The 21,028-nt window shown below is 33.6% G+C and carries 19 protein-coding genes; 8 read left to right on the forward strand and 11 right to left on the reverse strand.

Annotated features, from left to right (window positions below; genetic code table 11):
* Window positions 1-287: 287 nt before the first annotated feature.
* Together ABW636_RS12155 and ABW636_RS12160 are read right to left on the reverse strand one after the other, a co-directional pair.
* On the reverse strand, window positions 288-905 hold the full coding sequence (locus tag ABW636_RS12155) for a hypothetical protein (RefSeq protein ID WP_367590285.1): 618 nt from the start codon (window positions 903-905) through the stop codon (window positions 288-290).
* A 7-nt stretch (window positions 906-912) separates the two neighbouring features.
* Entirely contained in the window at window positions 913-1,584 is a 672-nt protein-coding gene (locus ABW636_RS12160; RefSeq protein ID WP_367590286.1) for a hypothetical protein, read from the reverse strand.
* A gap of 520 nt (window positions 1,585-2,104) precedes the next feature.
* Between ABW636_RS12160 and ABW636_RS12165 the strand changes: the two genes are divergently transcribed.
* Window positions 2,105-3,202 (forward strand): hypothetical protein, encoded by a 1,098-nt coding sequence (locus ABW636_RS12165; RefSeq protein WP_367590287.1) that lies wholly within the window; start codon window positions 2,105-2,107, stop codon window positions 3,200-3,202.
* A 281-nt stretch (window positions 3,203-3,483) separates the two neighbouring features.
* Here the strand turns inward: ABW636_RS12165 and dprA are convergent, their stop codons facing one another.
* Window positions 3,484-4,590 carry a DNA-processing protein DprA gene (gene dprA / locus ABW636_RS12170; protein ID WP_367590288.1) on the reverse strand — a complete coding sequence of 369 codons (1,107 nt, stop codon included), beginning with the start codon at window positions 4,588-4,590 and terminating at the stop codon, window positions 3,484-3,486.
* Between the two features lie 191 nt (window positions 4,591-4,781).
* Here dprA and ABW636_RS12175 point away from each other — a divergent pair, with 191 nt between their 5' ends.
* From ABW636_RS12175 to ABW636_RS12195, 5 genes are all read left to right on the forward strand, one after another.
* Window positions 4,782-5,756 (forward strand): HU domain-containing protein, encoded by a 975-nt coding sequence (locus tag ABW636_RS12175; RefSeq protein ID WP_367590289.1) that lies wholly within the window; start codon window positions 4,782-4,784, stop codon window positions 5,754-5,756.
* A gap of 209 nt (window positions 5,757-5,965) precedes the next feature.
* Complete coding sequence (locus ABW636_RS12180; RefSeq protein WP_367590290.1) at window positions 5,966-6,271, forward strand: hypothetical protein; 306 nt, start codon at window positions 5,966-5,968, stop codon at window positions 6,269-6,271.
* 143 nt (window positions 6,272-6,414) lie between these two features.
* Complete coding sequence (locus ABW636_RS12185; RefSeq protein ID WP_367590291.1) at window positions 6,415-6,726, forward strand: hypothetical protein; 312 nt, start codon at window positions 6,415-6,417, stop codon at window positions 6,724-6,726.
* Between the two features lie 90 nt (window positions 6,727-6,816).
* Window positions 6,817-7,326: a ferritin gene (locus ABW636_RS12190; protein WP_367590293.1), complete on the forward strand. Its 510-nt coding sequence runs from the start codon at window positions 6,817-6,819 to the stop codon at window positions 7,324-7,326.
* 244 nt (window positions 7,327-7,570) lie between these two features.
* Complete coding sequence (locus ABW636_RS12195; RefSeq protein WP_367590294.1) at window positions 7,571-8,080, forward strand: acyl-CoA thioesterase; 510 nt, start codon at window positions 7,571-7,573, stop codon at window positions 8,078-8,080.
* A 216-nt stretch (window positions 8,081-8,296) separates the two neighbouring features.
* Here the strand turns inward: ABW636_RS12195 and ABW636_RS12200 are convergent, their stop codons facing one another.
* Entirely contained in the window at window positions 8,297-11,365 is a 3,069-nt protein-coding gene (locus tag ABW636_RS12200; protein ID WP_367590295.1) for an InlB B-repeat-containing protein, read from the reverse strand.
* Between the two features lie 194 nt (window positions 11,366-11,559).
* On the opposite strand from ABW636_RS12200, the gene ABW636_RS12205 reads away from it, so the two are divergent.
* Window positions 11,560-12,423, forward strand: coding sequence for a DoxX-like family protein (locus tag ABW636_RS12205; protein WP_367590296.1), 864 nt, complete (start codon window positions 11,560-11,562; stop codon window positions 12,421-12,423).
* A 170-nt stretch (window positions 12,424-12,593) separates the two neighbouring features.
* Window positions 12,594-13,805: a leucine-rich repeat domain-containing protein gene (locus tag ABW636_RS12210; RefSeq protein WP_367590297.1), complete on the forward strand. Its 1,212-nt coding sequence runs from the start codon at window positions 12,594-12,596 to the stop codon at window positions 13,803-13,805.
* 263 nt (window positions 13,806-14,068) lie between these two features.
* Here the strand turns inward: ABW636_RS12210 and ABW636_RS12215 are convergent, their stop codons facing one another.
* From ABW636_RS12215 to ABW636_RS12245, 7 genes are all read right to left on the reverse strand, one after another.
* Window positions 14,069-15,298, reverse strand: coding sequence for a murein hydrolase activator EnvC family protein (locus ABW636_RS12215; RefSeq protein WP_367590298.1), 1,230 nt, complete (start codon window positions 15,296-15,298; stop codon window positions 14,069-14,071).
* Window positions 15,295-16,068: a lipoprotein insertase outer membrane protein LolB1 gene (gene lolB1 / locus ABW636_RS12220; protein ID WP_367590299.1), complete on the reverse strand. Its 774-nt coding sequence runs from the start codon at window positions 16,066-16,068 to the stop codon at window positions 15,295-15,297. The genes ABW636_RS12215 and lolB1 overlap by 4 nt, the downstream gene beginning before the upstream one ends.
* A 3-nt stretch (window positions 16,069-16,071) precedes the next feature.
* Window positions 16,072-17,445 (reverse strand): tetratricopeptide repeat protein, encoded by a 1,374-nt coding sequence (locus tag ABW636_RS12225; RefSeq protein ID WP_367590300.1) that lies wholly within the window; start codon window positions 17,443-17,445, stop codon window positions 16,072-16,074.
* Window positions 17,446-17,448: 3 nt separating this feature from the next.
* Window positions 17,449-18,465, reverse strand: a complete 1,017-nt coding sequence (locus ABW636_RS12230) for a sugar phosphate nucleotidyltransferase (RefSeq protein WP_367590301.1) — start codon at window positions 18,463-18,465, stop codon at window positions 17,449-17,451.
* Window positions 18,466-18,540: 75 nt separating this feature from the next.
* The gene (gene dut, locus ABW636_RS12235; protein ID WP_367590302.1) at window positions 18,541-18,975 is read right to left on the reverse strand and encodes a dUTP diphosphatase; all 435 of its coding nucleotides are present in this window, start codon (window positions 18,973-18,975) and stop codon (window positions 18,541-18,543) included.
* 21 nt (window positions 18,976-18,996) lie between these two features.
* On the reverse strand, window positions 18,997-20,448 hold the full coding sequence (locus ABW636_RS12240) for an oligosaccharide flippase family protein (RefSeq protein WP_367590303.1): 1,452 nt from the start codon (window positions 20,446-20,448) through the stop codon (window positions 18,997-18,999).
* 63 nt (window positions 20,449-20,511) lie between these two features.
* A complete protein-coding gene (locus tag ABW636_RS12245; RefSeq protein WP_367590304.1) occupies window positions 20,512-21,009 on the reverse strand; it encodes a hypothetical protein in 498 nt (165 codons plus the stop codon).
* Window positions 21,010-21,028 lie beyond the last annotated feature (19 nt).

The following is a 21,028-nucleotide window of genomic DNA, read 5'->3' on the forward strand; positions in this document are numbered from 1 at the left end:
TGAAATAATCGATTGCTGCTCTGTGTGAACGCAATTCACAAAATAATCTTTAAAATCTTCTGGGATCATAGCTGAAATTTAATAGTTCAAAGATAACACATATTTATCTTAGAACTTAGCCTAAAAAAGTAAATAGTGAGCTACAAATCGTCAATATTTTAAAGCAACACGATTGGGAAGTTTTGTTGAAGGAACTTTGTAACAAGTAAGTGACGCCTCTTTTACAGCTATAAGAGTAAATAATATGTGGTATAAATGCTTCTGAACTGAGAAAACTAGAGTTTACATTAGTGCCTTGTATCGCTTTCTTGTATTTCAACATTTTTTTTCTCGATCTTTATAGTATACTTTTCCTTATACAAAATCATCAGATTACAAAAGGAAATAATAAAACCTGCAGAAAACAAATAGCATAAAAATAGTAACCCCATAAGTTGTATTCTATTACTCATAATACTTTCTTTGGTCCAAGCCTTCTCAGGATCACCTAGTAAGATCATCATTTGCTCATTTCGTGCCGGCAGGAACCCGTTAGAAGCTTTAAACGCTTCAAAGGGATTGGTATCTACAAATTCATTACCGATTACAATATCTTTTTCCAGATAGGGTAATGTTTTGGCTTCTCTTATAAAATGATATGTTATAAAGGTTCCGATCAAAATCAAAATAAAATTGACAGATAACCGCATCCATACTCTTATCATTTTATTTTTTAAAGAATACAAAATCAAAAAACCTGCTAGTGCAGTAGCAATAAAGACTCCAAACTTCATCAAAAAAGAAGTATTATCATCAGACGCATACCAAGAAGGTAGTGGGATGATAAAAGCTCCTGCAACCGAAGCAATCCAGGTGCTAAGCAATGTAATTTCTTTCCAGACCTCTTTTAATTTGTTTACCAACATTTTGAGTTTATTTGGGGGTTTTTAATACTAGTTGTTTTACTTCTTCAGCCCCATTACTAACAATAAGGTGTAATTCTGGTTCACCGATACGTTCATCTTTTTCTAACCAGAATAAATAATACCCTGGTACAAAATCCTGAGAAGCATTCTGAGTCGGTTTGTTAAACCGAAATCGTTTGATATTTAAACTTTGTTCATAAGATAATTTTCCGAAAACAAAAAAACCTTCACCCTCATTAGAGTTTACAGTTACTTTAATTTTTGAATTAGCATCACTTTTAGAATTACTTTTAATAGATGTTAACTTCGCGTTGTAATCGAGATAAATTGCGTCTAAAATAAATGCTTTATCAGATATTCTGTTAAAATCTTTGTCTACTCTTTGTAATGCTCTTTGTGCTTCTTGCAAGGTTGTCATGTATTCTGTAGTAAGTGTATATTTTTCATTACAACTTTCTAATACAGGTGCCAATTCTCGATACTTACTTTCTAATTTTTGACCTGTTTTTATAAGCATTTTATCACCCGTCGTTTGTATTTTTTCTGTTAGATTTGTAATTGTTTGTTGCGTATTTGATAATACACCTGTAAGATCTTTATTTTTTGGCCCGTAACTTGCGCAACTACACATACAAAGGATTAAGCAAAGCATAATGCTGTATGAGTATTTATTTTTCATGTTTAGTAATTTTAGATTATTTATTTTTCAAAGGTATTTTGCTTCTCCTGTCTTTACTATTACAAAAACGACAAATCCAATAAATTTTACGACAGGACGATGTTTACAAGTATTAGTTAGTGAACTCGTCTAATCACTTTAACAGATGCAAATCCAAGGGCTTAAAAACACTTTTCATTATTTATTTGGCCAATTGATCATGAAAACCCATATTTCTATGCATGTCGGATATTTACCAGAACATTGGTACTGTTATGTTTTTTTGTCGGGAATATATAATCATTTGACGGGTTTGATATAGGTCCTACCGCTATATTCTTGAGATCTTTGCATCAACAAAAACATTTTTTAACAACGTATTGGTAAAAAAATATTCTATTGATTCTCTTTTTTATGTATTGTTGTTTACAAATAAGCCACGTGTCGCTATTCCTAGTAGTAAACCATCATAACAGTAAGGATCAGATAAAACAACTACAACAGTCTATTTTCTTCCTATACCATTAAACACTAAATAAATATGGCTATTACAATTTATGATCAGGCACAGTTCAAAGGCAAAAATGATAATCTTGAGACGGGAGAGTATCCCACACTCAACCCAAACCCCACTATTCGTCCTATTATTCACGGCACAGATAGTATTCCTTCTATAGGTATTGATAAACTAAGCTCTGCAAAAGTAGAACCTGGAACTTATGCCGAATTCTTCATTACGCAAGGATTCAGAGACGGATCCTTTATTCTTTTCGAGGGTGAATACCCACACTTTGGTAAGCAAAATGATAGAATCGATGCTATTAAGGTATTTAATCATGATAAAACAATATTTCCGATAATCGAATTCTATGAAGGAAATAATTTTACAAAATTTCAGCAGAATTTAGCAGGAACGGGACAGGTTACCAACTTTGATTCCCCTTTTTTACGACATGATATCTTTTCATCAGTGAAGGTCCCAAAAGGAGTCACAGTGACTTTGTTTAGAGATCAATTTCAGCAAGGTCCTTCTCTTACTTTGGAGCCTGGAGACTATCCTAACTTGAGTATTTTTGGATTTAATGATGTCATCTCTAGCCTTCAAATTATACAGAATAATCTAGAAGTAACCAACATAGAATATATCAGCCGGGTAACCAAAGATGGAGAACCTATACTAATAGATAGTGTTGCACAAAACGGTTCGGATTTAGAACAGCAGGTCAATCTTACCTTAGAAACAGCTTACGAAGAGACCTTTACAAGATCGTTTAGTAATTCTACGCTTTTCGGACTTGAAATAAGTACAACTTCTAACGTTGGGGTAGAACTTGGTCCTTTGAGTGCTAGTGTTGAGCAAACCATTACCACTACCTTTGAGAATACCTTTACTTTTGGAGAAGAAGAATCTAAGACTAAAACGATTACCATATCCAAAGGACTAAACATAAATATTCCTCCTAAAAATATAGCAAGAGCTGTTATGACTCTTACCCCGCAACAAGCTACCATAGAGGCAATTTATACTCTAAGGTTGAAAGGAACTAACAAAACAACTCAACAAAAAGTAATTATTAAGAGTAAGGGTGCTTCGGTAGGATCTGTAGCGATCGAAAAATTTACCCCCATAACCGACTAGAGGCATATTTTGTTGAAATTGAAGGGTCTAAGTTTTAAAAAATTCTCTAAACTTCTAATCACATAATTATCTGAATTGGAGTTTAGAGGATGATAATATAGGCCCATAATTTTAGATGATAATTTGCTAAATTAGAACTAGTTATTCAAAAAAAATTTAGAACTAGCTTTTAGTTCCTCAACCCTGTACTGTTTACAAATACTTCAATCAAGAAGTACTAATAAGTTTATAATCCCCTAACAAAAATTACACTTAACCGTTTAAAGATAGTATGTTAAATTCTATACTGCCTCAAACAATTTGCCCGGTAAAGGTTTAATCACTCCTTTTAGCTCCATAGTAAGCAAAACTGCAGCTACTTTATAAGTAGGTATTTGGCATTGCAGAGCAATAACATCCAACAATTCTTTTCCGTTTTTATTTAAAAAAGTATAGATCTTCTTTTCTTGCTCGTCCAACTCTACAAATAACTTCTTTTGTACTGGTTTTTTCTTTTTTTCTTCATCAAGACTCCAATTTAGCATATAAATCAGATCCGATGCATTGGTAAGCATGTGTGCCTGCTGTGTTTTAATAAGCATATTGCAACCTTCACTAAGGGGATCATCTGCACGACCAGGGACTGCAAAAACATCTCTGTTATAAGAATTGGCAATATCTGCTGTAACCAAAGAACCTCCTTTACCTGCACTTTCGATCACTACAGTGGCTTCACTAAGTCCCGCAATAATTCTGTTACGTCCCAGAAAATTTTTACGATCAAAAGTATCGGTACTCCAGAAATCTGTAAAAAAACCTCCGTTTTCTTCTACTTGTGCAACATATTTTTTGTGTACTTTGGGGTATATCTGATCAAAACCATGCGCTAGGCAACCAATCGTTTGTAAATTATGCTTGATCGCACCCAAATGTGCGGTAATATCAACGCCATAGGCAAAACCAGAAACAATTACAGGGTCTAAAGGAGCTAGGGTTTCTATGAGTTCCTGACAAAATCGTTGTCCATAACTTGTAATTTGTCGAGTCCCTACAATACTGATTATCTTCTTATTTCTAAGATCTATATTTCCTTTACTAAATAGTACTACCGGACTATCCAAGCAATGTTTTAATTTTTCTGGATATCCTTTTTCATCAAATACATCATATTTGATATTGTTTTGCTCTATAAATAACAGTTCTTTTTCTGCTGCTTTGAAATGTTCTGGATTATGAATATCCTTCACTTTTGCTGCACCAATCCCATCAATTTTTAATAGATTACTCTTTTTTTCGTTTAAGACAGCTTCTGCACTTCCAACAACTCCTATTAGTTTTTTAATAGAACTGTCCCCCAGGTGCACTACTTTTTTAAGTGCTAATAGTGCCAAAAAATTTTTGATCGTCATGTAATAATTTGTAAGTCAGTGCAAGAAACAAAAAAAATAGAAACTGTTAATAAAATCAAAAGTCAAGTTTAAAAAACCCTTGGATTTTTTCATACCTTTGATTATCCAAACAAATCATCTGTTAATTACCAATATTTTTAGTTAAAACACTATTTTACAGGTAACTAACCAAATAATTATAAAGGGGAAAAATGAACAATACCGCCAAATATATATGTGAATTATTATATCGTTATGAATGTGTAATACTACCGGGATTTGGAGCATTTTTAACAAGGCGTCAACCAGCTACCATCCAAGAAAGTAGCGCTACATTTTACCCTCCTAAAAAGTTAATTTCTTTTAACAAACAGCTTCAGAATAACGACGGTCTTTTGGCAAATTACATTGCTTCTGCAGAAAATATTTCGTACACAGACGCTTTGGCCAAAATACAACGTTATGTATTATCTCTTAATGAGAAAATATCTTCTGGGCAACGTATTGAATTAGATAAGATCGGCATTTTTTATACTTCGGTAGAAAATACACTTCAGTTTGAGCCTTTACAAGACGAAAATTATCTTACAGAAGCGTTTGGCTTAAGTTCTTTTTCTTCTCCTGTGATTACAAGAGAAGTTCTTAAGGAAGAAGTCGAAGCACTTGAGGAGTCTACTCCACTTACATTTACACCAGAAAAACGTAACGCTAAGCCTTATTTACAATATGCAGCTGCAGCCGCTATTGTTTTTGGAATGTTTGGATATTTAGGACTTCAAAAAGTAAGTAACAATACCATTTCTTATAACAATAGCGAATTAAAAAAGGCGAATGAAGAGATCGAAAGTAAAATTCAGGAAGCTACTTTCGAAATTTCTAATCCACTTCCTGCTATTGACCTTACACTTACCAAAGAGGAGGACATAACTAGTAACACCCAAACAACCCTTGAAGAAGGAAAGTTTTTTATTGTAGCAGGAGCTTATAGAATTGCCGATAACGCAAATAAAAAAGTACAAAAGCTAAAGGCCGCTGGATTTACCAATGCACATGTTATTGGAGTGAATAAATATGGGCTTCATCAAGTTGCTTATGAGAACTATCAAGACCGATTAGAGGCAAGACAAGCATTGGCAAAAATCAAAAATGAACAAAATGGTTCTGCCTGGCTATTGATTCGTAATTAAACCTACTTCATCCTAAAGTATTTTTTATAGTATTTGTATTGTATTCTTTTCAGTTTTGTTAACTACAAGCAAAAAAAACGGAAATGAAGTTAGTTATTAAACATGACTTAAGTTCTAAATCTTCAAAAAGAATATAAAATGTTTTGGAGATCTTTTTTCAGAAATAGAAAGGTGATTAAATCGACTACTTACTAAAAGTCTGATAAGCAATGATTCACATAACACAATTAATCTATATAAAGGATGGAAAGGAAGAAGTATTTCATGAATTCGAAGAAATAGCAATTCCCACTATTCTTAAATACAATGGGCGTCTAACTTTACGGGTTAGACCTAATAAAACTTCTATTATCGAAAATAACATCGAAGTTCCTTACGAAATTCATTTAGTTGAATTTGATACTCAAGAAGATTTTGACAACTTTAAATTAGATGAAGAACGCAAAAAGTTTCTTCATCTTAAAGAAGAATCCATCGAATCGGCTATTATGATTCAAGGAACGATATTAAAGTAGAAATGTAGTCCGCAACAGTACATGCAACGTATATTCAATAGTGTCAAGATATTATCTGCATAGAACCTATTGGTAACCTACAAAATTTATAAGTATTTTATTTTGATTAAATCTAAATAAAAGGTATTTTCGTGCCCTTAATTATGGAATTAGTTTTTTCTTCAAAATATTACACCTCCTATCAATCCTCTGTAGAACGTTGTTTTTACATTGATTTTGGACACAAAACCGTTAAGGTTTCCTTTTGTCAGTTGCTTAGTTTACGATATAAAGCCAAGCAAATGTCTTCTTATGAGTACCTAGATCAATTGTTAAATCATAACGACACAGTACTATTATCTTTATGCGATAAACAGCATATGATCCTGCTGGATACACTAATGGTTTTGGACTTTATAGATCTTATGAAAGGTACCTTTGCTATGTTAGAACTAAACGCTGTACTTACCTCCTAACAACTGCCATAGAATTAGACTTAGTATAAATTGAGGACCGATCAGGTTTTAACGTGAGATTTTCCATATTTTTATTAAAAATACCCGGGCATGGAAAATCTAACAAGACAAGAAATAAGCATTAATCTGGAGGTAATGGATATGCTTAATCAGCAAATTGAAAAGGAACAAAAGGCGTCATCCTTATATTTGGCAATGGCATCTTGGTGTGATCAAAGAACATTAGTAAATAGCGCAACTTTTTTTTATAAACAAGCAGAAGAAGAAAGAGAACATATGATGAAAATTTTTAAATTCATCAATGATACTGGAGGATCAGCATATTCTCCTAATGTTTCTGATATCACACATGAGTTTTCTTCTTTAAGAGAAATTTATGAAACTGCACTACAACATGAAATAGCTATCACACAGTCTATCTATAAAATTGTTGCAAAATGTAGAGCGGTGAATGACTTTGGTTCTGAAAACTTCTTAATGTGGTTTGTAGAAGAACAACTTGAAGAAGAAGAGACGATCAAAGATATTTTGGACATGTTTGATTTATCAGGAGATATGCCACTTCAATACATCGATGAAAGAATACCAACTGATAAGTAAAACAATCAACTTCTCACATTGAAAAAAGTTTAAACCAATTCTTAAAAGACAACTTATATCTTTGATATAAGTGAAGAAAAACTCAGCTACTTTGTTGATAAATAAAGAACAAAGTAGCTGTTTTCTATTTAAATTTTCAAATAACTCCATCATTCGTTACCATAATCATACACTAAGACTTAAAAACAAATAGTCATCATTGTATTTTTATAGTATATCCTATCTTTGCCAAAATTTGAATTGTATGGAAGCTAAATCACCTTCTGCATCGGTTGCTATTCTTACCGACCTTGTTTTACCAAGCGAAACAAACCCACTAAACAATCTTTTTGGAGGAGAATTACTCGCCAGAATGGATCGAGCAGCAAGTATATCTGCAGGCAGACATTCTAGAAGAATTGTTGTAACCGCATCGGTAAATCACGTAGCTTTTAACAGAGCTATTCCTTTAGGAAGTGTTGTAACGGTCGAAGCAAAGGTTTCTAGAGCTTTTAAGACCTCTATGGAGGTTGTTATTGATGTTTGGGTAGAAGATCGACAAAGTGGTGATAGAAGCAAAGCAAATGAAGCCATATACACCTTTGTTGCGGTAAATGAAAGTGGAATTCCTGTATCGATTCCTCCTATCGTACCAGAAACAGAAGAAGAAAAGCAACGATATGATGCTGCACTAAGACGCAAGCAATTAAGCTTAGTCCTGGCCGGAAAAATGAAACCCAGTGAAGCTACAGAATTAAAAGCATTGTTTATATAACACTTATAATCAACCTACTAAAAACATTATACTATTGGATATTTTTTAATTGAAACGATTGTTTTAATTAATTATGTATTTAAAAGCTCAATATTGTTTTGCAATAAGAGTAAGACCTATGCAGAATATATCCCGTAGCATTGGTAGATAAAAAAACCATGAATTCTCAACAATCAGAATTCATGGTTTTTTGATAGAATCAACACTTAAAATTATTTACTTTCTAATCAACCTTTGCGTATACAAAGAGTTATCATTTTGATCATTGATGGATAAGAAATAGATCCCAGAATGTTTAACTTCAGGGTGTATTGTTAATACCTTATCTTTTATGGCAACTATATTTTTACTAAACACGACCGTTCCATTAACATTATACATTACCACTGTATAACCTTCTCCTTCTCTAAGCCACGAGGTATCGATTGTTACATCTCTTGTAAAAGGATTTGGAAATACTACCAATTGCTGGTTTTTGATAGTTGAAATTCTTTCGGACTTACTGGACGATGTTACATATTCTACAATCAACTTAGCAGCTTTACTCGCTCCTCCTTCATAAGAATCTGCCACCCTTTTTGCAGAAGTACTTGTCAAACTATTTCCTGTTCCTCTAATTATAAATCCAGCATTGTTTCCCGATGACCAGCTACCCAGATTCACCAAACTTTGCACCATTGCTTTAAGATCTGGTGTACGCTGTGCACTACCGTTTTGGTTGCTAGACCAGGCCCCAGGGCTCCAGATAACTTTATTAGAAAAAGTAGTTCTACTGGACACATTATTAGTACCAGAAAACGCTGGCGAATTTGAATCGTTATGTAATGATATCTCCAAAGATGCACTTGCACTGTTACTTTCATCTGCATTAAACTGGATATAGGCATTTGTGATCGTTGCATTTTTGGGTATTGTAACCGATCTAAAACGCAATCCTATTGTTTGATACCCATTACTATTATAACTATCATATACCATTTCAAGATCACTACTATTGGAGTAGATAGCACCATTTTGACTTTCTTCAACATCGTCACTCCCGCTGGTAATGGCTACTTCTACTCTTCCTGTTTGTCCTCCTGTTATCTCACTAAAATTAGCAGTAACACTCTTATTAGCGTTCATGACAATAGTATTTGGACTGTTTGTTCCAGAAAGTGATCCGCTCCAACTATCAAATTTCCAACCCGATGCTGGAGATGCCGTAACCGTAGCGGTACTACCACTATTATAAATACCTCCACCACTTACAGAACCTTGCCCTGTAGTATTGGTGGTTAGGGTATATGTTGTAGAAGTTGTGGATCTTGTATAATTAGCATAAATAGAATACCTATAATTGCTTTGTGAACCTGAACCATAACTTGATGGCATATTGTTACCACTACTTGACCAACTGGATCCAGTGGCTTGATATCTACCTGGACTACCACTTACATAAGCAATACCAGGATTATTAGAAAATATCCATGCTAACCATACTTGGGCTCCATTTGCAACAGTCACCGGGCTTTGCAAAGAAATTGTTTGCCAACCTCTTGTAGATCTTATAGCGGTGATCGGTGTTTGACCTAATCTGTTACCAGGCACCCCATTATTATCTGCATATACTCCCAATTGCACACTTCCAGAACCTCCTTCAATATGCACAGCAAGACTTTGTAAAGTACCATTTTCGTTAATAGTATAAGGCATTGCTCTTCTTGTAGAGTGTGTAGCATTACTTGTACCAACAGTAGTAATACCCAAAGTATATAACTGGGCAGAACCATCTAATGTAGTTGCAGAAGCAGTATTACCATATCCCGAAGTGTTTCCGGCAGCATCCTTTGCTCTTACTCTAAAAGAATAAGATGTATTAGGACTTAAACCAGTTGCTGTATATGAGGTTCCTGTTACACTTGCAACAATACTATTGGTATTTACCCGATAAATATCATAACCAGTTACCCCAATATTATCAGAAGAAGCATTCCAGTTTAGAGAAACTGTACTAGCTGTTGGATTGGATGCCACTAAATTTGCTGGAATAGTCGGAGCTTGATTATCTACAACATTGGTATTGTTAATCGTAACCACACTTCCGTTAGAAGGGTTCCAGATATCTATACCAGAAGGGATTTGAAAAACATTATTATTAGATACCGAACTTACTTGGGATGCATTATCAACTCTTATGGTCCTTATTTCAATTTTATTTTCATCTATAAAAATCCACTTAAACTGATTAAATCTACCAGAGTTACGAGTCCAGTTCTTACTATCATTATTACTTCGTAACGGTGCTCCCCAGCATCCTTCTCCTGCATATACCGTTCCGTTTTGATCGTCTCTAACAAATCCTTCATCACTGCCAGATCCAGTAGAAGGGCGCACGGGCCATGTAGTTTTTACAGTATGAGAATCACATTCCATAACAAACTTAACACCTTTATCATAAAATAATTGAGCCCAGTTACTATATTCACTATTTCCTTCGGATTTTGAAGAAACGTGAGGTCTCATAGGCTTATGATATTGTGCCATTTTCCAGATAACTCCACTATTTGCATTCAAATCACTTTGCAGCCAGTTTGTTTGGCTTCCAGAAATAGATATTTCACTATTTAAGGTATAGGCTCTAATTAGATTATTTCCAAAAGTCAATGCATAGTAAACACTCGAAGAAGGAGTATCAAATAAATTGTAAATACTATTATTACTATCCTCATGGTTTCCTCGAGCAGCTACTATAGGAAACATTCTGTTATCAGAAGCAATCGTTAGCTGCCAATCGTTAAACCAATTTTGCCACTCTCTACTAGAGTCGCCATTGGTCATATCGCCTCCAAATAAAATAGCATGAGGTTTTAACTTGGCTACCAGACGATTTGCATTTTGTCTTGGTGTACGATTGTTTCTAGAGTCTCCGCCTGCAATAAAAGACAAACGACTATTATCGGCAGGTGCAGTTTTAAACCAAAAACGTTGACTTGTTCCTTGGCTATCCCTAATCACAAAATAATACGCAGTGTCAGGTTGTAAACCTGTTAATCTTGCAAAGGTATTGGTCATTCCCTTATAAGAAACGGTACGATCTGGTGTTTTTGAATTGGGATAACTTGCATAGTTAGTTCCAAAATCGGTAGTTCCGTAATAAACGGTAGGGTTACTACCAGAAATTTGATTCCACCCTACTACCATAGAGGTTGACGGATTTCCTCTTAAGGTAAGACGATATTTGTCATTTGAAGAATACGCATGTAACCCCGTTAGGATTACAATCAATACAATAAGTTTTTTCATTAGAGGTAGGTTTGATTAATATGTGTTTGTTACAATTATTTCAAAGACATCCTACCACAAATCTACTATCATGTTATGTTAAAATAATGGCAACATTTTTTTTTAATCAACATTTAATCTTCTTAACCCAAGGATATTATAGACTTATCTTTTAATTTTCATTTTCTTAACAAGAGAACCTGATCTTTATCTCTATGAAACGATCACATCTAAAAATCTTGCTAAAAATATCTGTCTGTCTAATATTTATTGGTCGTGCGTGGCAACATCTTTTTTGGGATGCTCCTTATCGATCTTTTTTCTGGGATGAAGCATTACTACAAACCATCGTAGAGGGGCTTTTTAATACCACATGGTATGAATACGTAACCAGCGAACGCACAGATTGGTATATACAAAGTAGTATTCGAATAAATGGTTTTATATATCTTATTGCAGCAATTGCCACCCTATTTATACATCAAAAAAACAGAAAATGGGTACAATACCCTATATTCTTGGGAGGACTTAGCTTAATTATCCTTTCGTTATTAATGACCAAAGAAAAGTTCTATCATATCGCTCAATTTTTTGAGCATAGCATTCAGTTTGGACTTCCTTTTGTTTTACTCTATAGTTTTAAGAAAAAAGCAACTTACAAAACTATAGTAACTACTTTAAAAGTTCTTATTGCAGTTACCTTTGTCTCTCACGGGTTATATGCCTTCGGGTTTTATCCAGTACCCGGAAAATTCATCGATATGGTTATTCATATTTTTGGATGTTCTGAAACTACCGCCATATCATTTCTATACATCGCGGGCATTTTAGATTTTATAATAGCTGTTCTTATTTTTATTCCTAAAGTCTCAAAATTTGCATTGTGGTATGCTATTATCTGGGGATTACTAACCGCATTTGCCAGAATTGTTGCCAATTTCTATATTGATTTCCCCTGGCAATCTATTCATCAAAACTTGTACGGAGTATTATATAGGTTACCTCATGGTTTGGTTCCTTTTATCACATTATTATTGATACTTCCTACTTTGAATTTGTTTAAAAAGAAAATGCAATAGCCTTGTTTTGCTATTGCTTTTCTTTATTTCAGATTAAAATACCCTTTTATCCGTATTTCAAATTCACTGTTTTCCGGGTGTTCATGATCTTATGCCCAATTTATATTTGTTCCCATACCATTTATGGTAAAAATTAAATAAATATAAACAATCACACAAAATCAAAATTCATGAAAAACCTAAGAATTTTTATTACTCTTTGTATAAGCGTTATGATCATCTCATGCTCACATGAAGATGAAACTTTCGAAAGCGAATTTGAAACAAAAAATGTAGAAATAGTACAAAAATCAAGCGCAACAATTGATGGTGATAATATTGTATTCCCTGATCCATATTTTAAAAAAGCACTACTAGAGAGTTTTACCAAAATAGATCTGAATGGAGATAATGAAATTTCTTTAGAAGAAGCCAAAAATGTAACTAGTCTTTACTTATCGTATAAAGGAATCTCTAATCTATCCGGAATCGAATATTTTACAAACATACACACTCTTATTTGTGATGGCAACCAGCTCAGGACTTTACATGTATGTGAGAATACAAAATTAACTAAACTATCATTTCAAAGCAATAATGTAACTACCTTGGATGTAAGTAAAAATTTGGATTTAAAAGATCTAAATTTTGATTATAACAGAATATCTTCTCCTAATGTAAGTAATAATACCAAATTAACCAGCATATCCTGTAAAGGAAATAATATAGCCTCTTTGAATCTAAGTGAAAATCTATCCTTAAAATTTTTAGATTGTAGTTACAATAGACTATCTTTTCTTAATGTTGGTAGAAATACAGAACTAACGAACTTGTACTGTCAGAATAACAAGATAACTGCCCTAGATGTAAGTAGATTTCTCAGGCTTAGACACCTTAATTTTTCTAGAAACAATATTTCTACAATTAATCTAACTAAAAATACTAATTTGACTTACTTAATTTCTTCTTACAATCCATTAAACACCATAGATGTAAGCAAAAATACAGCGTTAGGATTATTTTCTTGTTCTGCAAACAATCTAACTACTCTAGACGTAACCAAAAATACTGCTTTAAGAAATATTCATTGTGACCGTAATCAATTGGCACTACTTAATGTTAGTAAAAATACAGCGTTACAAGGGCTGTATTGTCATAACAACAAAATAACTACATTGTATTTGGCAAAGAACAATAATCTACGCTATTTAAAATGTAGTAATAACAGACTTATGTACTTAAATATAAAGAATGGAACTAATGAAAGGTTAGTACGGTCAGAGTTACAAGGTCAGGATAACCCCAATTTCAGCTGTATTCAAGTAGATGATCCAACGGCATCATATTTGACCAAATGGAAAAAAGATGCACATATCATCTATTCGAGTTTATGTACTAGATAGAAGATAATTACCCTCACGACTAATGAGCGAGGAACAGTATTTAAATTTTTATATAACGGTAGGTATAAGCTTACCGTTATATTTTAGCATAATGCATTAATAATTTTTATCATTATAAAGAAACTTACAAAAGGCTTTTATTATAAAAATCATAGCAAACTAACATCAAACATTAGTTCCTAAGCACTTCATTTAAAATTATTAACACAGTTTTATTTTTACAAAAACATAGCTTTCTAAAATAAGAGTCTAAACTACCCTCACTACATTTTATAGATCCAGCTTTGCGGATTAAGTCTTTTGGCATTCTGGTAAATCAAGAATTTCATAACCGCTCTTCCTGTAGTAGGATTGGTTCGTACCTCTCCTATTGCCTGCTTAGTCCCTACTTTCTCGCCTTCTTTGACAGATATATTCTCGATATTATAGTAGGTAGTAATATAATTACCATGTCGTATTTGTACCAAACGACTCGCGCCTTTTAATTTTTGAATCGCAATTACTTCTCCCTCAAAAATTGCCCTTGCCCGTTCACCTACTCGGGTTTCTATTTCTACTCCACTACTATTAATTTGGATATTAGGTAAGGTTGGATGGGGTTGCCTTCCAAATTTTTTGGTCACCTTACCCGTACCAACAGGCCAAGGCAATCGTCCTTTATTTGATGTAAAATTATCTGCTAATTTTTTTGCTTCTGCTGTTAAAGCAAAAGTGGTAGCAGATCCTTTTTTGGTTACTTTTTTACCAGCTTTTTTATTTGCTTTGGCAATTGCCTCACGAATCAATTTTTCTATCGCTTTATCGATAGCACTTGCTTGTTGTTCCTTTTTCTTAATCTGTTTGGTATACACTCCTCGTTTCTTTCGAATCGAAGCCATCAACACCTGTTGTTCTTTTTTTTCTTTTTTGAGGTTTTCTTGCGCCTCTCGGTTTTCATCGATTAACTTCTGCTTATCCTCTTTTTGTCCACTAAGCTTTGTATTAAGTACCTGAAGTTCTTTTGTACTCCCTTCTATTTTTATAGCTTGCTCTTTACGATGCTCGTTATACTGTTTCATATATTGAAGGCGCTTATAGGCCTGCGCAAAATCTGAAGAAGAAAGCAAAAACATAATTTTACTTTGATGTGATTTACTTTTATACGATTTGGAAATCATTTTTGCGTAGTCTTCTTTTAATAAAGAAAGTTCTTTGCGATAAGCATCAATCTTCTTAAAATTAGTATTGATCTCCCGAGTTAATAAATTAGCTTGTTGATTGGTTACCTTTATAAGATTTTGCCTTGTATTAATCTGCGAACTAAGAGTCTCTACTTCATCCAACACAGAACGTTCTTTAAGTTTATTATCGGCTCGCAATTGCTTCATTTGCTCGATCTCTTGCCGAAGACGTTGTCGCTCTTCTTCTAATTGCTGTTGCTTAGCACTCTGAGAAAAAGAAGGTATACTTACCCATAAAAAAGCTATAAAATATATGATCTGTGTACATCTCATTGAATAGTAACTTGCTTATATCCTGATGGTATTTTAAACGGAAAACTTACTCTTGGATTATAATCCACTGCTTTATAATCGATTTGTAGTACAGTTTTTTCTTCTTCCTCATGCGCTTCGATACGTATTTCTTTAGGGAAGTCCTGATTTTCTACTTTTTGATAGCTTTGATAATCAATCACAATCCCTTTCTTTTCTTTGGGTTGCATCAATCGTTGCGAAGCCATTTTATAACTATCGGGGTGTATAAAAAACAATCTACTAAATAATTCTAATTGTGTTTTTGGTTCTAATTGATACTTTTTTTCTACAACAGCCGACCTGTACTTATCTTTTCTTAGGTCAAAAAGGGATTGTCCTAATAACATTTGTTGTACTTTTTCAAAATCTAACTCGGTACCCAACCAATCACTTAATAGCTTAAAATCGCCTTCAAAATAAGTGTTATCTATTTTTTCATAATAACTCACTTTTTGCGGAGTTATTAACGCCTTAGCCAAGGTAATACCCAACATTTTTACACTTACCCATATGGTCTTGTCTTTTTCGATTCTTAGAGATGCACTAGGACTGAAAGATTGTTTACCATCATCATATTTTACTTTGATGCGCGCATTAATAGTTTTGAACTTAAATGACTGATCATAATGATGAGAGATTACTTTCTCTGCATTAAGTTTTTTTACCCTAGACTCGCTTATTGTTTTGGTTCCTTTACATGATGTAAGCATTATGCTCAAAAAACATACAAAATAAAGTACTTTATTCACCACTTATGATTTTTTCTGAAGTTGTTCTACTTTTTGCTGATACTTAGAGGCATTCTCTGTATCTCCTAACTGCTGATAGGCTTGGCTTATCTGTTTGTAAAAATCTGATTCCATTTTTATATCATCTATAACATAGTCTATCCCAATTGTTAGAATTTCTATGGCTTGTTGAGCTTTCTCAAGATGAATTAGTGAAAAACCATTTACCCAATAAAAAATTGGTTGTGCAGGGTATAGCTCTAATGCCAGTTCACTACCTGCCTCTGCCTTATCAAATCGTTTTAAATCTATTTGCAAAAGCAATATTTTTTTTAGAAGAGTAAAATCGTTTACATTGCTTTGTATTCCTCGTTCATAATAATTAAGAGCCTGTTCTTTATAGTTTTTTTTGTAATAATAATGTCCTAGCTCTGTAAATACCTTTACATTATTTTGCTCGCTCGATAATAGACTCACAATTTCTTTTAGTCTTTCTTCGAACTGAGGATTTTTCTCTGTAAAGTTTAAGAAATCAGTAATTACTTTATATTTGGATTCGGCATCTATTTTTCTACTCTTAAGGGTAATTTTCATTGAGCTGATCGCTTCATCTATTTTATTATCATCAAGATAAAACTTATACAAAGCCATATGAACCAATTCTGATTTTGGCTTTTCTTTCAAGAGCGCCTGAGCTGTTTGATAGGCCTTTTGTTTTCTGTTATCCTTACTATAATGATAAATCAGGTTAAGATAATGCTGTTCTACTTTAGGATGTTTTTTTATTTTATCCTCTAGGCTCTTAATTTGATTGTTTGGATTGATGATTTTTGCCGAAATCGTTTTGCGTAAACGATTCCTATACGCATCCGCCCCAAATTCATTATCCAATTCGTCCAGAGCTGTTAATGCTTCATCATATCGTTTTTGATGATAGTACAAATTGGCCAGTTGTTCTTTGAACATTGGATTAAAAATCACCAATTTTTCTACTACCTCAATAGACTCATCTAACTTATTCTGTTTAAAATAACATTCAAACAATAGTTCGAGTACGTATCTATCGTTTGGGTTATTGGTTAAAACCTTTTTAAAGTTATCTTCTGCCTGTTGATAAAGTTTAAGTTCCAGATAGTTTTTTGCCAATTCTGAATATAAAAAATTAGCTTGTGGATCGATTTCAACGCACTTATTAAGAGCCACTATTGCTTTGTCATAATTAGTAATTGCCTTTTGTTTTAGAGCTTCAAAAAAAAACTCCTGAAACTTATCAGAAACATCCCCCAGGTCATCAATATTTACCTCTTGTTTAGGTTCAATTTCCTGAGCAATCACAAGACTCTGTCCCATTCCTAAAAACAGACAAAATACATAGATATGTTTCCAAAAACAATTCATAAATTATTCTAAAACCGAATAGTCTCCAATGCTTATTGTAGTAAAGTTTCCATCATACACGGCATTGTTTCCTATCATAGCGTTGTCTAAGTTAGCATTTTTTATGATAGTTTTCGTCTGTACTAAGCTATTTTTAATGGTGGTGTTTTCTACTACGCTTCCATTTCCGATAGATACATTTGGTCCAACGGTTGCATTCTTAAGCACTACACCTTCTCCCAGGTAACAAGGCTCTATTACCGTAGAATTTTCTTGTGTTATAGAATCGCTAATCAAATGTTCTCCATCATTTCTTAAAAAACCAAGCATTCTTGTGTTGGTTTCTACAGTAACATTTTTATTTCCGCAATCCATCCACTCTTCTACTTGCCCTGTTACAAACACTTTTCCGTTACTCATCATCCTCTTGATACCATCATTAATTTGGTATTCGCCTCCATGTATAATATTATTATCCAGGACATATTGAAGTTCATTTTTAAGAACGGCTACATCCTTAAAATAGTATATCCCTATTACTGCCAGATCAGATACAAACTCCTTTGGTTTCTCTACCAACTCGACTATTTCTTTTTTCTCATTTAATTTTACAACTCCATAGGCCTCTGGTTGATCAACCTGCTTTACCCAAATGACCGAATCTGCTTCTTTATCCAAATTGAAATCTGCTCGTATCAGTGTATCTGCATAGGCTATTACTGCAGGTCCAGAAAGTGATTCTTTGGCACACATAATAGCATGACCGGTACCCAACGGCTGGTCTTGTCTGTATATAGAAGCTTTGGCTCCTAAACCTTCTGCAAGCTCTGTTAAACTCGCCACTACATCATCCCCAAAAAAGGCCGGATCTCCTAGTACAAAAGCTATCTCTTCGATGGGTTCTCCTAAAACCTTGGCAATATCAGATACTAGTCGGTGTACAATTGGTTTTCCTGCTACAGGAATTAATGGTTTTGGAACAGTAAGTGTATGAGGCCTTAATCTTGAACCCCTTCCTGCCATTGGTACAATAATTTTCATGTGTTTTTTGTTTGATTGTTGTTTGTTGTTTTCCCTATAAACCCAATTCACATATAACCGAATTGGTGTATCAAATTATTTTACTCCTGTACTTCCAAATCCTCCTTCTCCTCTTGAAGTTTCAGAAAGCTCTTTAACCTCAATCCACGTTGCTCGTTCATGTTTTGCGATGACCAATTGCGCTACTCTTTCTCCATTTTCTACCACAAAGTCTTCATTAGAAAGATTTACTAATATCACCCCTATTTCACCTCTGTAATCTGCATCTATCGTTCCTGGAGCATTAAGTACAGTAACTCCTTTTTTTGCTGCTAATCCACTACGTGGTCTCACTTGCGCTTCATACCCAACAGGTAATTCTATAAACAACCCTGTTTTCACAATGGCACGTTCCAAAGGTTTTAGAGTTATCGGCGACTCAATATTAGCTCTCAAATCCATCCCTGCCGATGCAACTGTTTCATAATTTGGCAACTCATGAGATGATCGGTTAATTATTTTAATATCCATATACGCTGTGATAAAGAGTATTTATTTTTTTAAAATTTGTTTTAATTCTTTTCTTTCGAAAGCGTACAAAATTACTAAAAACCCACATAACAATGGGATCGAAATCATATAATTACTCTCAAAAACGTAAAATGACAAGACAGAAAAAATGATAGACACCACTAGATATGCTCCTATTTTTTTTAAGTCGTAAGGTATTGGATAGTATTTACGCCCAAAATACCAAGATAGGATCATCATGGACCCATAGGCTCCCAAAGTTGCTATAGCAGATCCCAAATAGGTATACTTTGGGATTAATAAAAAGTTTAAAATCAAGGTAATTATAGCCCCTACGACAGAAATATACGCTCCAAACCTGGTTCTATCGGTAATCTTATACCAAACCGACAAATTATGATAAATCCCTAGACAAAGATTAGCTAGTAGTATCATTGGCACAATCTTTATAGCCACCCAATAGGATTCATCTCGTATAATTAATTGTTTTAAAGGATGTACAAGGACAATTACCGCCAACAAAATAAACGTACCAAAAGCCACAAAGTACTTTGTAATTCTTGCATAGGTTTCGGGAGCATTTTTATTATTAGAATAGTTGAAAAAAAACGGCTCTATCCCCAATCTAAATCCAGTTGCAAAAAGTGTCATAAATAACGCTATTTTATAACAAGCCGAGTATACACCTACCATATGTTCTGCTACATCTTCTGGTAACAAGTGGCTTAATAAAATCCTATCAAAAGTTTCGTTAATCGAATAAGCAACTCCCGCAATAAGAACAGGAAAAGCATACTTCATCATTTTTTTCCATAGTTCTTTGTCAAAACGATATGTAATTTTTGTGTAAAATGGTACAAGCAATAACAAAGTAAATCCACTGGCTACCAGATTCGAAATAAAAATATAATTGATCTCGAAATCATCGATATAAAGAATATCTAGAATAGTAATGGTGTCTGTAAGTTTTACCAGATACACCAATAGAAAAACATTTAGCCCTAAATTAATAGCAACATTACTAATTTTAATAATGGAGTATCGAATGGGCCGTTCATTTGCTCGTAGCCATGCAAAAGGAATAATTACTAACGCATCCAACAGTAATATCCAAATAACTAGTACAATATAATCTACTCGAATATCTATTAATGCTGCTATTTGATCTCTGCATAGTAATGCTGCAATAAAAAAGACCACTGATGATAATAGCAAAGAAATCGTCGAGGTACTTACTACCATATCTTTATTAGACTCTTTATTATAAAATCTAAAAAAGGCGGTCTCCATCCCATAAGCCAATATCACATTAAAAAGAACAAAATACGAAAATATGATAGACACTTTACCGTACTCATCTGTTGGTAAAAGATTCGTATATAAAGGAACCAATAAAAAAGACAACATACGTGGCAGTACAGTCGCTAGTCCATAAATAAAAGTTTGCTTAAAAAGTTTCTGAAAAATGCTCAATTGATCTATTGCTTAAAGCTATAAAAATACATTTTTTTATGACCTATACCACGTTTGTCAGAATTACCTTGTTTTATTAGGTATGTCTACAATTTTGAAATGCCCTTTTTTTCCACTTTTTGTGTATCCAACCACACCTTCATTTTCTTTAATTTCGAAAGGAATTTTTTCTTTTACTGCAGGTAATTGGTTTTTAAACTCTTCTTTAGGATCATCGCTCATTATCAAATCAGGTTTATCTGAAAAAACATGCTCGGCAACATACATTGTATTCTTATCATCATATTGTAAAGCAACTTTTTTTCCTTTAAAATAGATATATTCTAATTCTACATCTGGTTTTTTATCTACGGGTATATACACCGTAAATCCTTTTGATTTGGTTCCGCCTTCATAACGCATCAGGTAGTACACATTATCTGTGGTTATTGGAGCTTCTTTATCCATTACTTGTTCTTTTGGGAGATTACCTTCTTTATTTTGAGCAGAAGCACACTGTGTAAATATCGCAAAAAGTGCTACCACACTTAGCGCAGCACCTAGTCTTTTTAAATATATCATTTTCATTGTTTAAACGTAT

The organism is Aquimarina discodermiae, assembly GCF_040786235.1.
Lineage (GTDB): Bacteria > Bacteroidota > Bacteroidia > Flavobacteriales > Flavobacteriaceae > Aquimarina.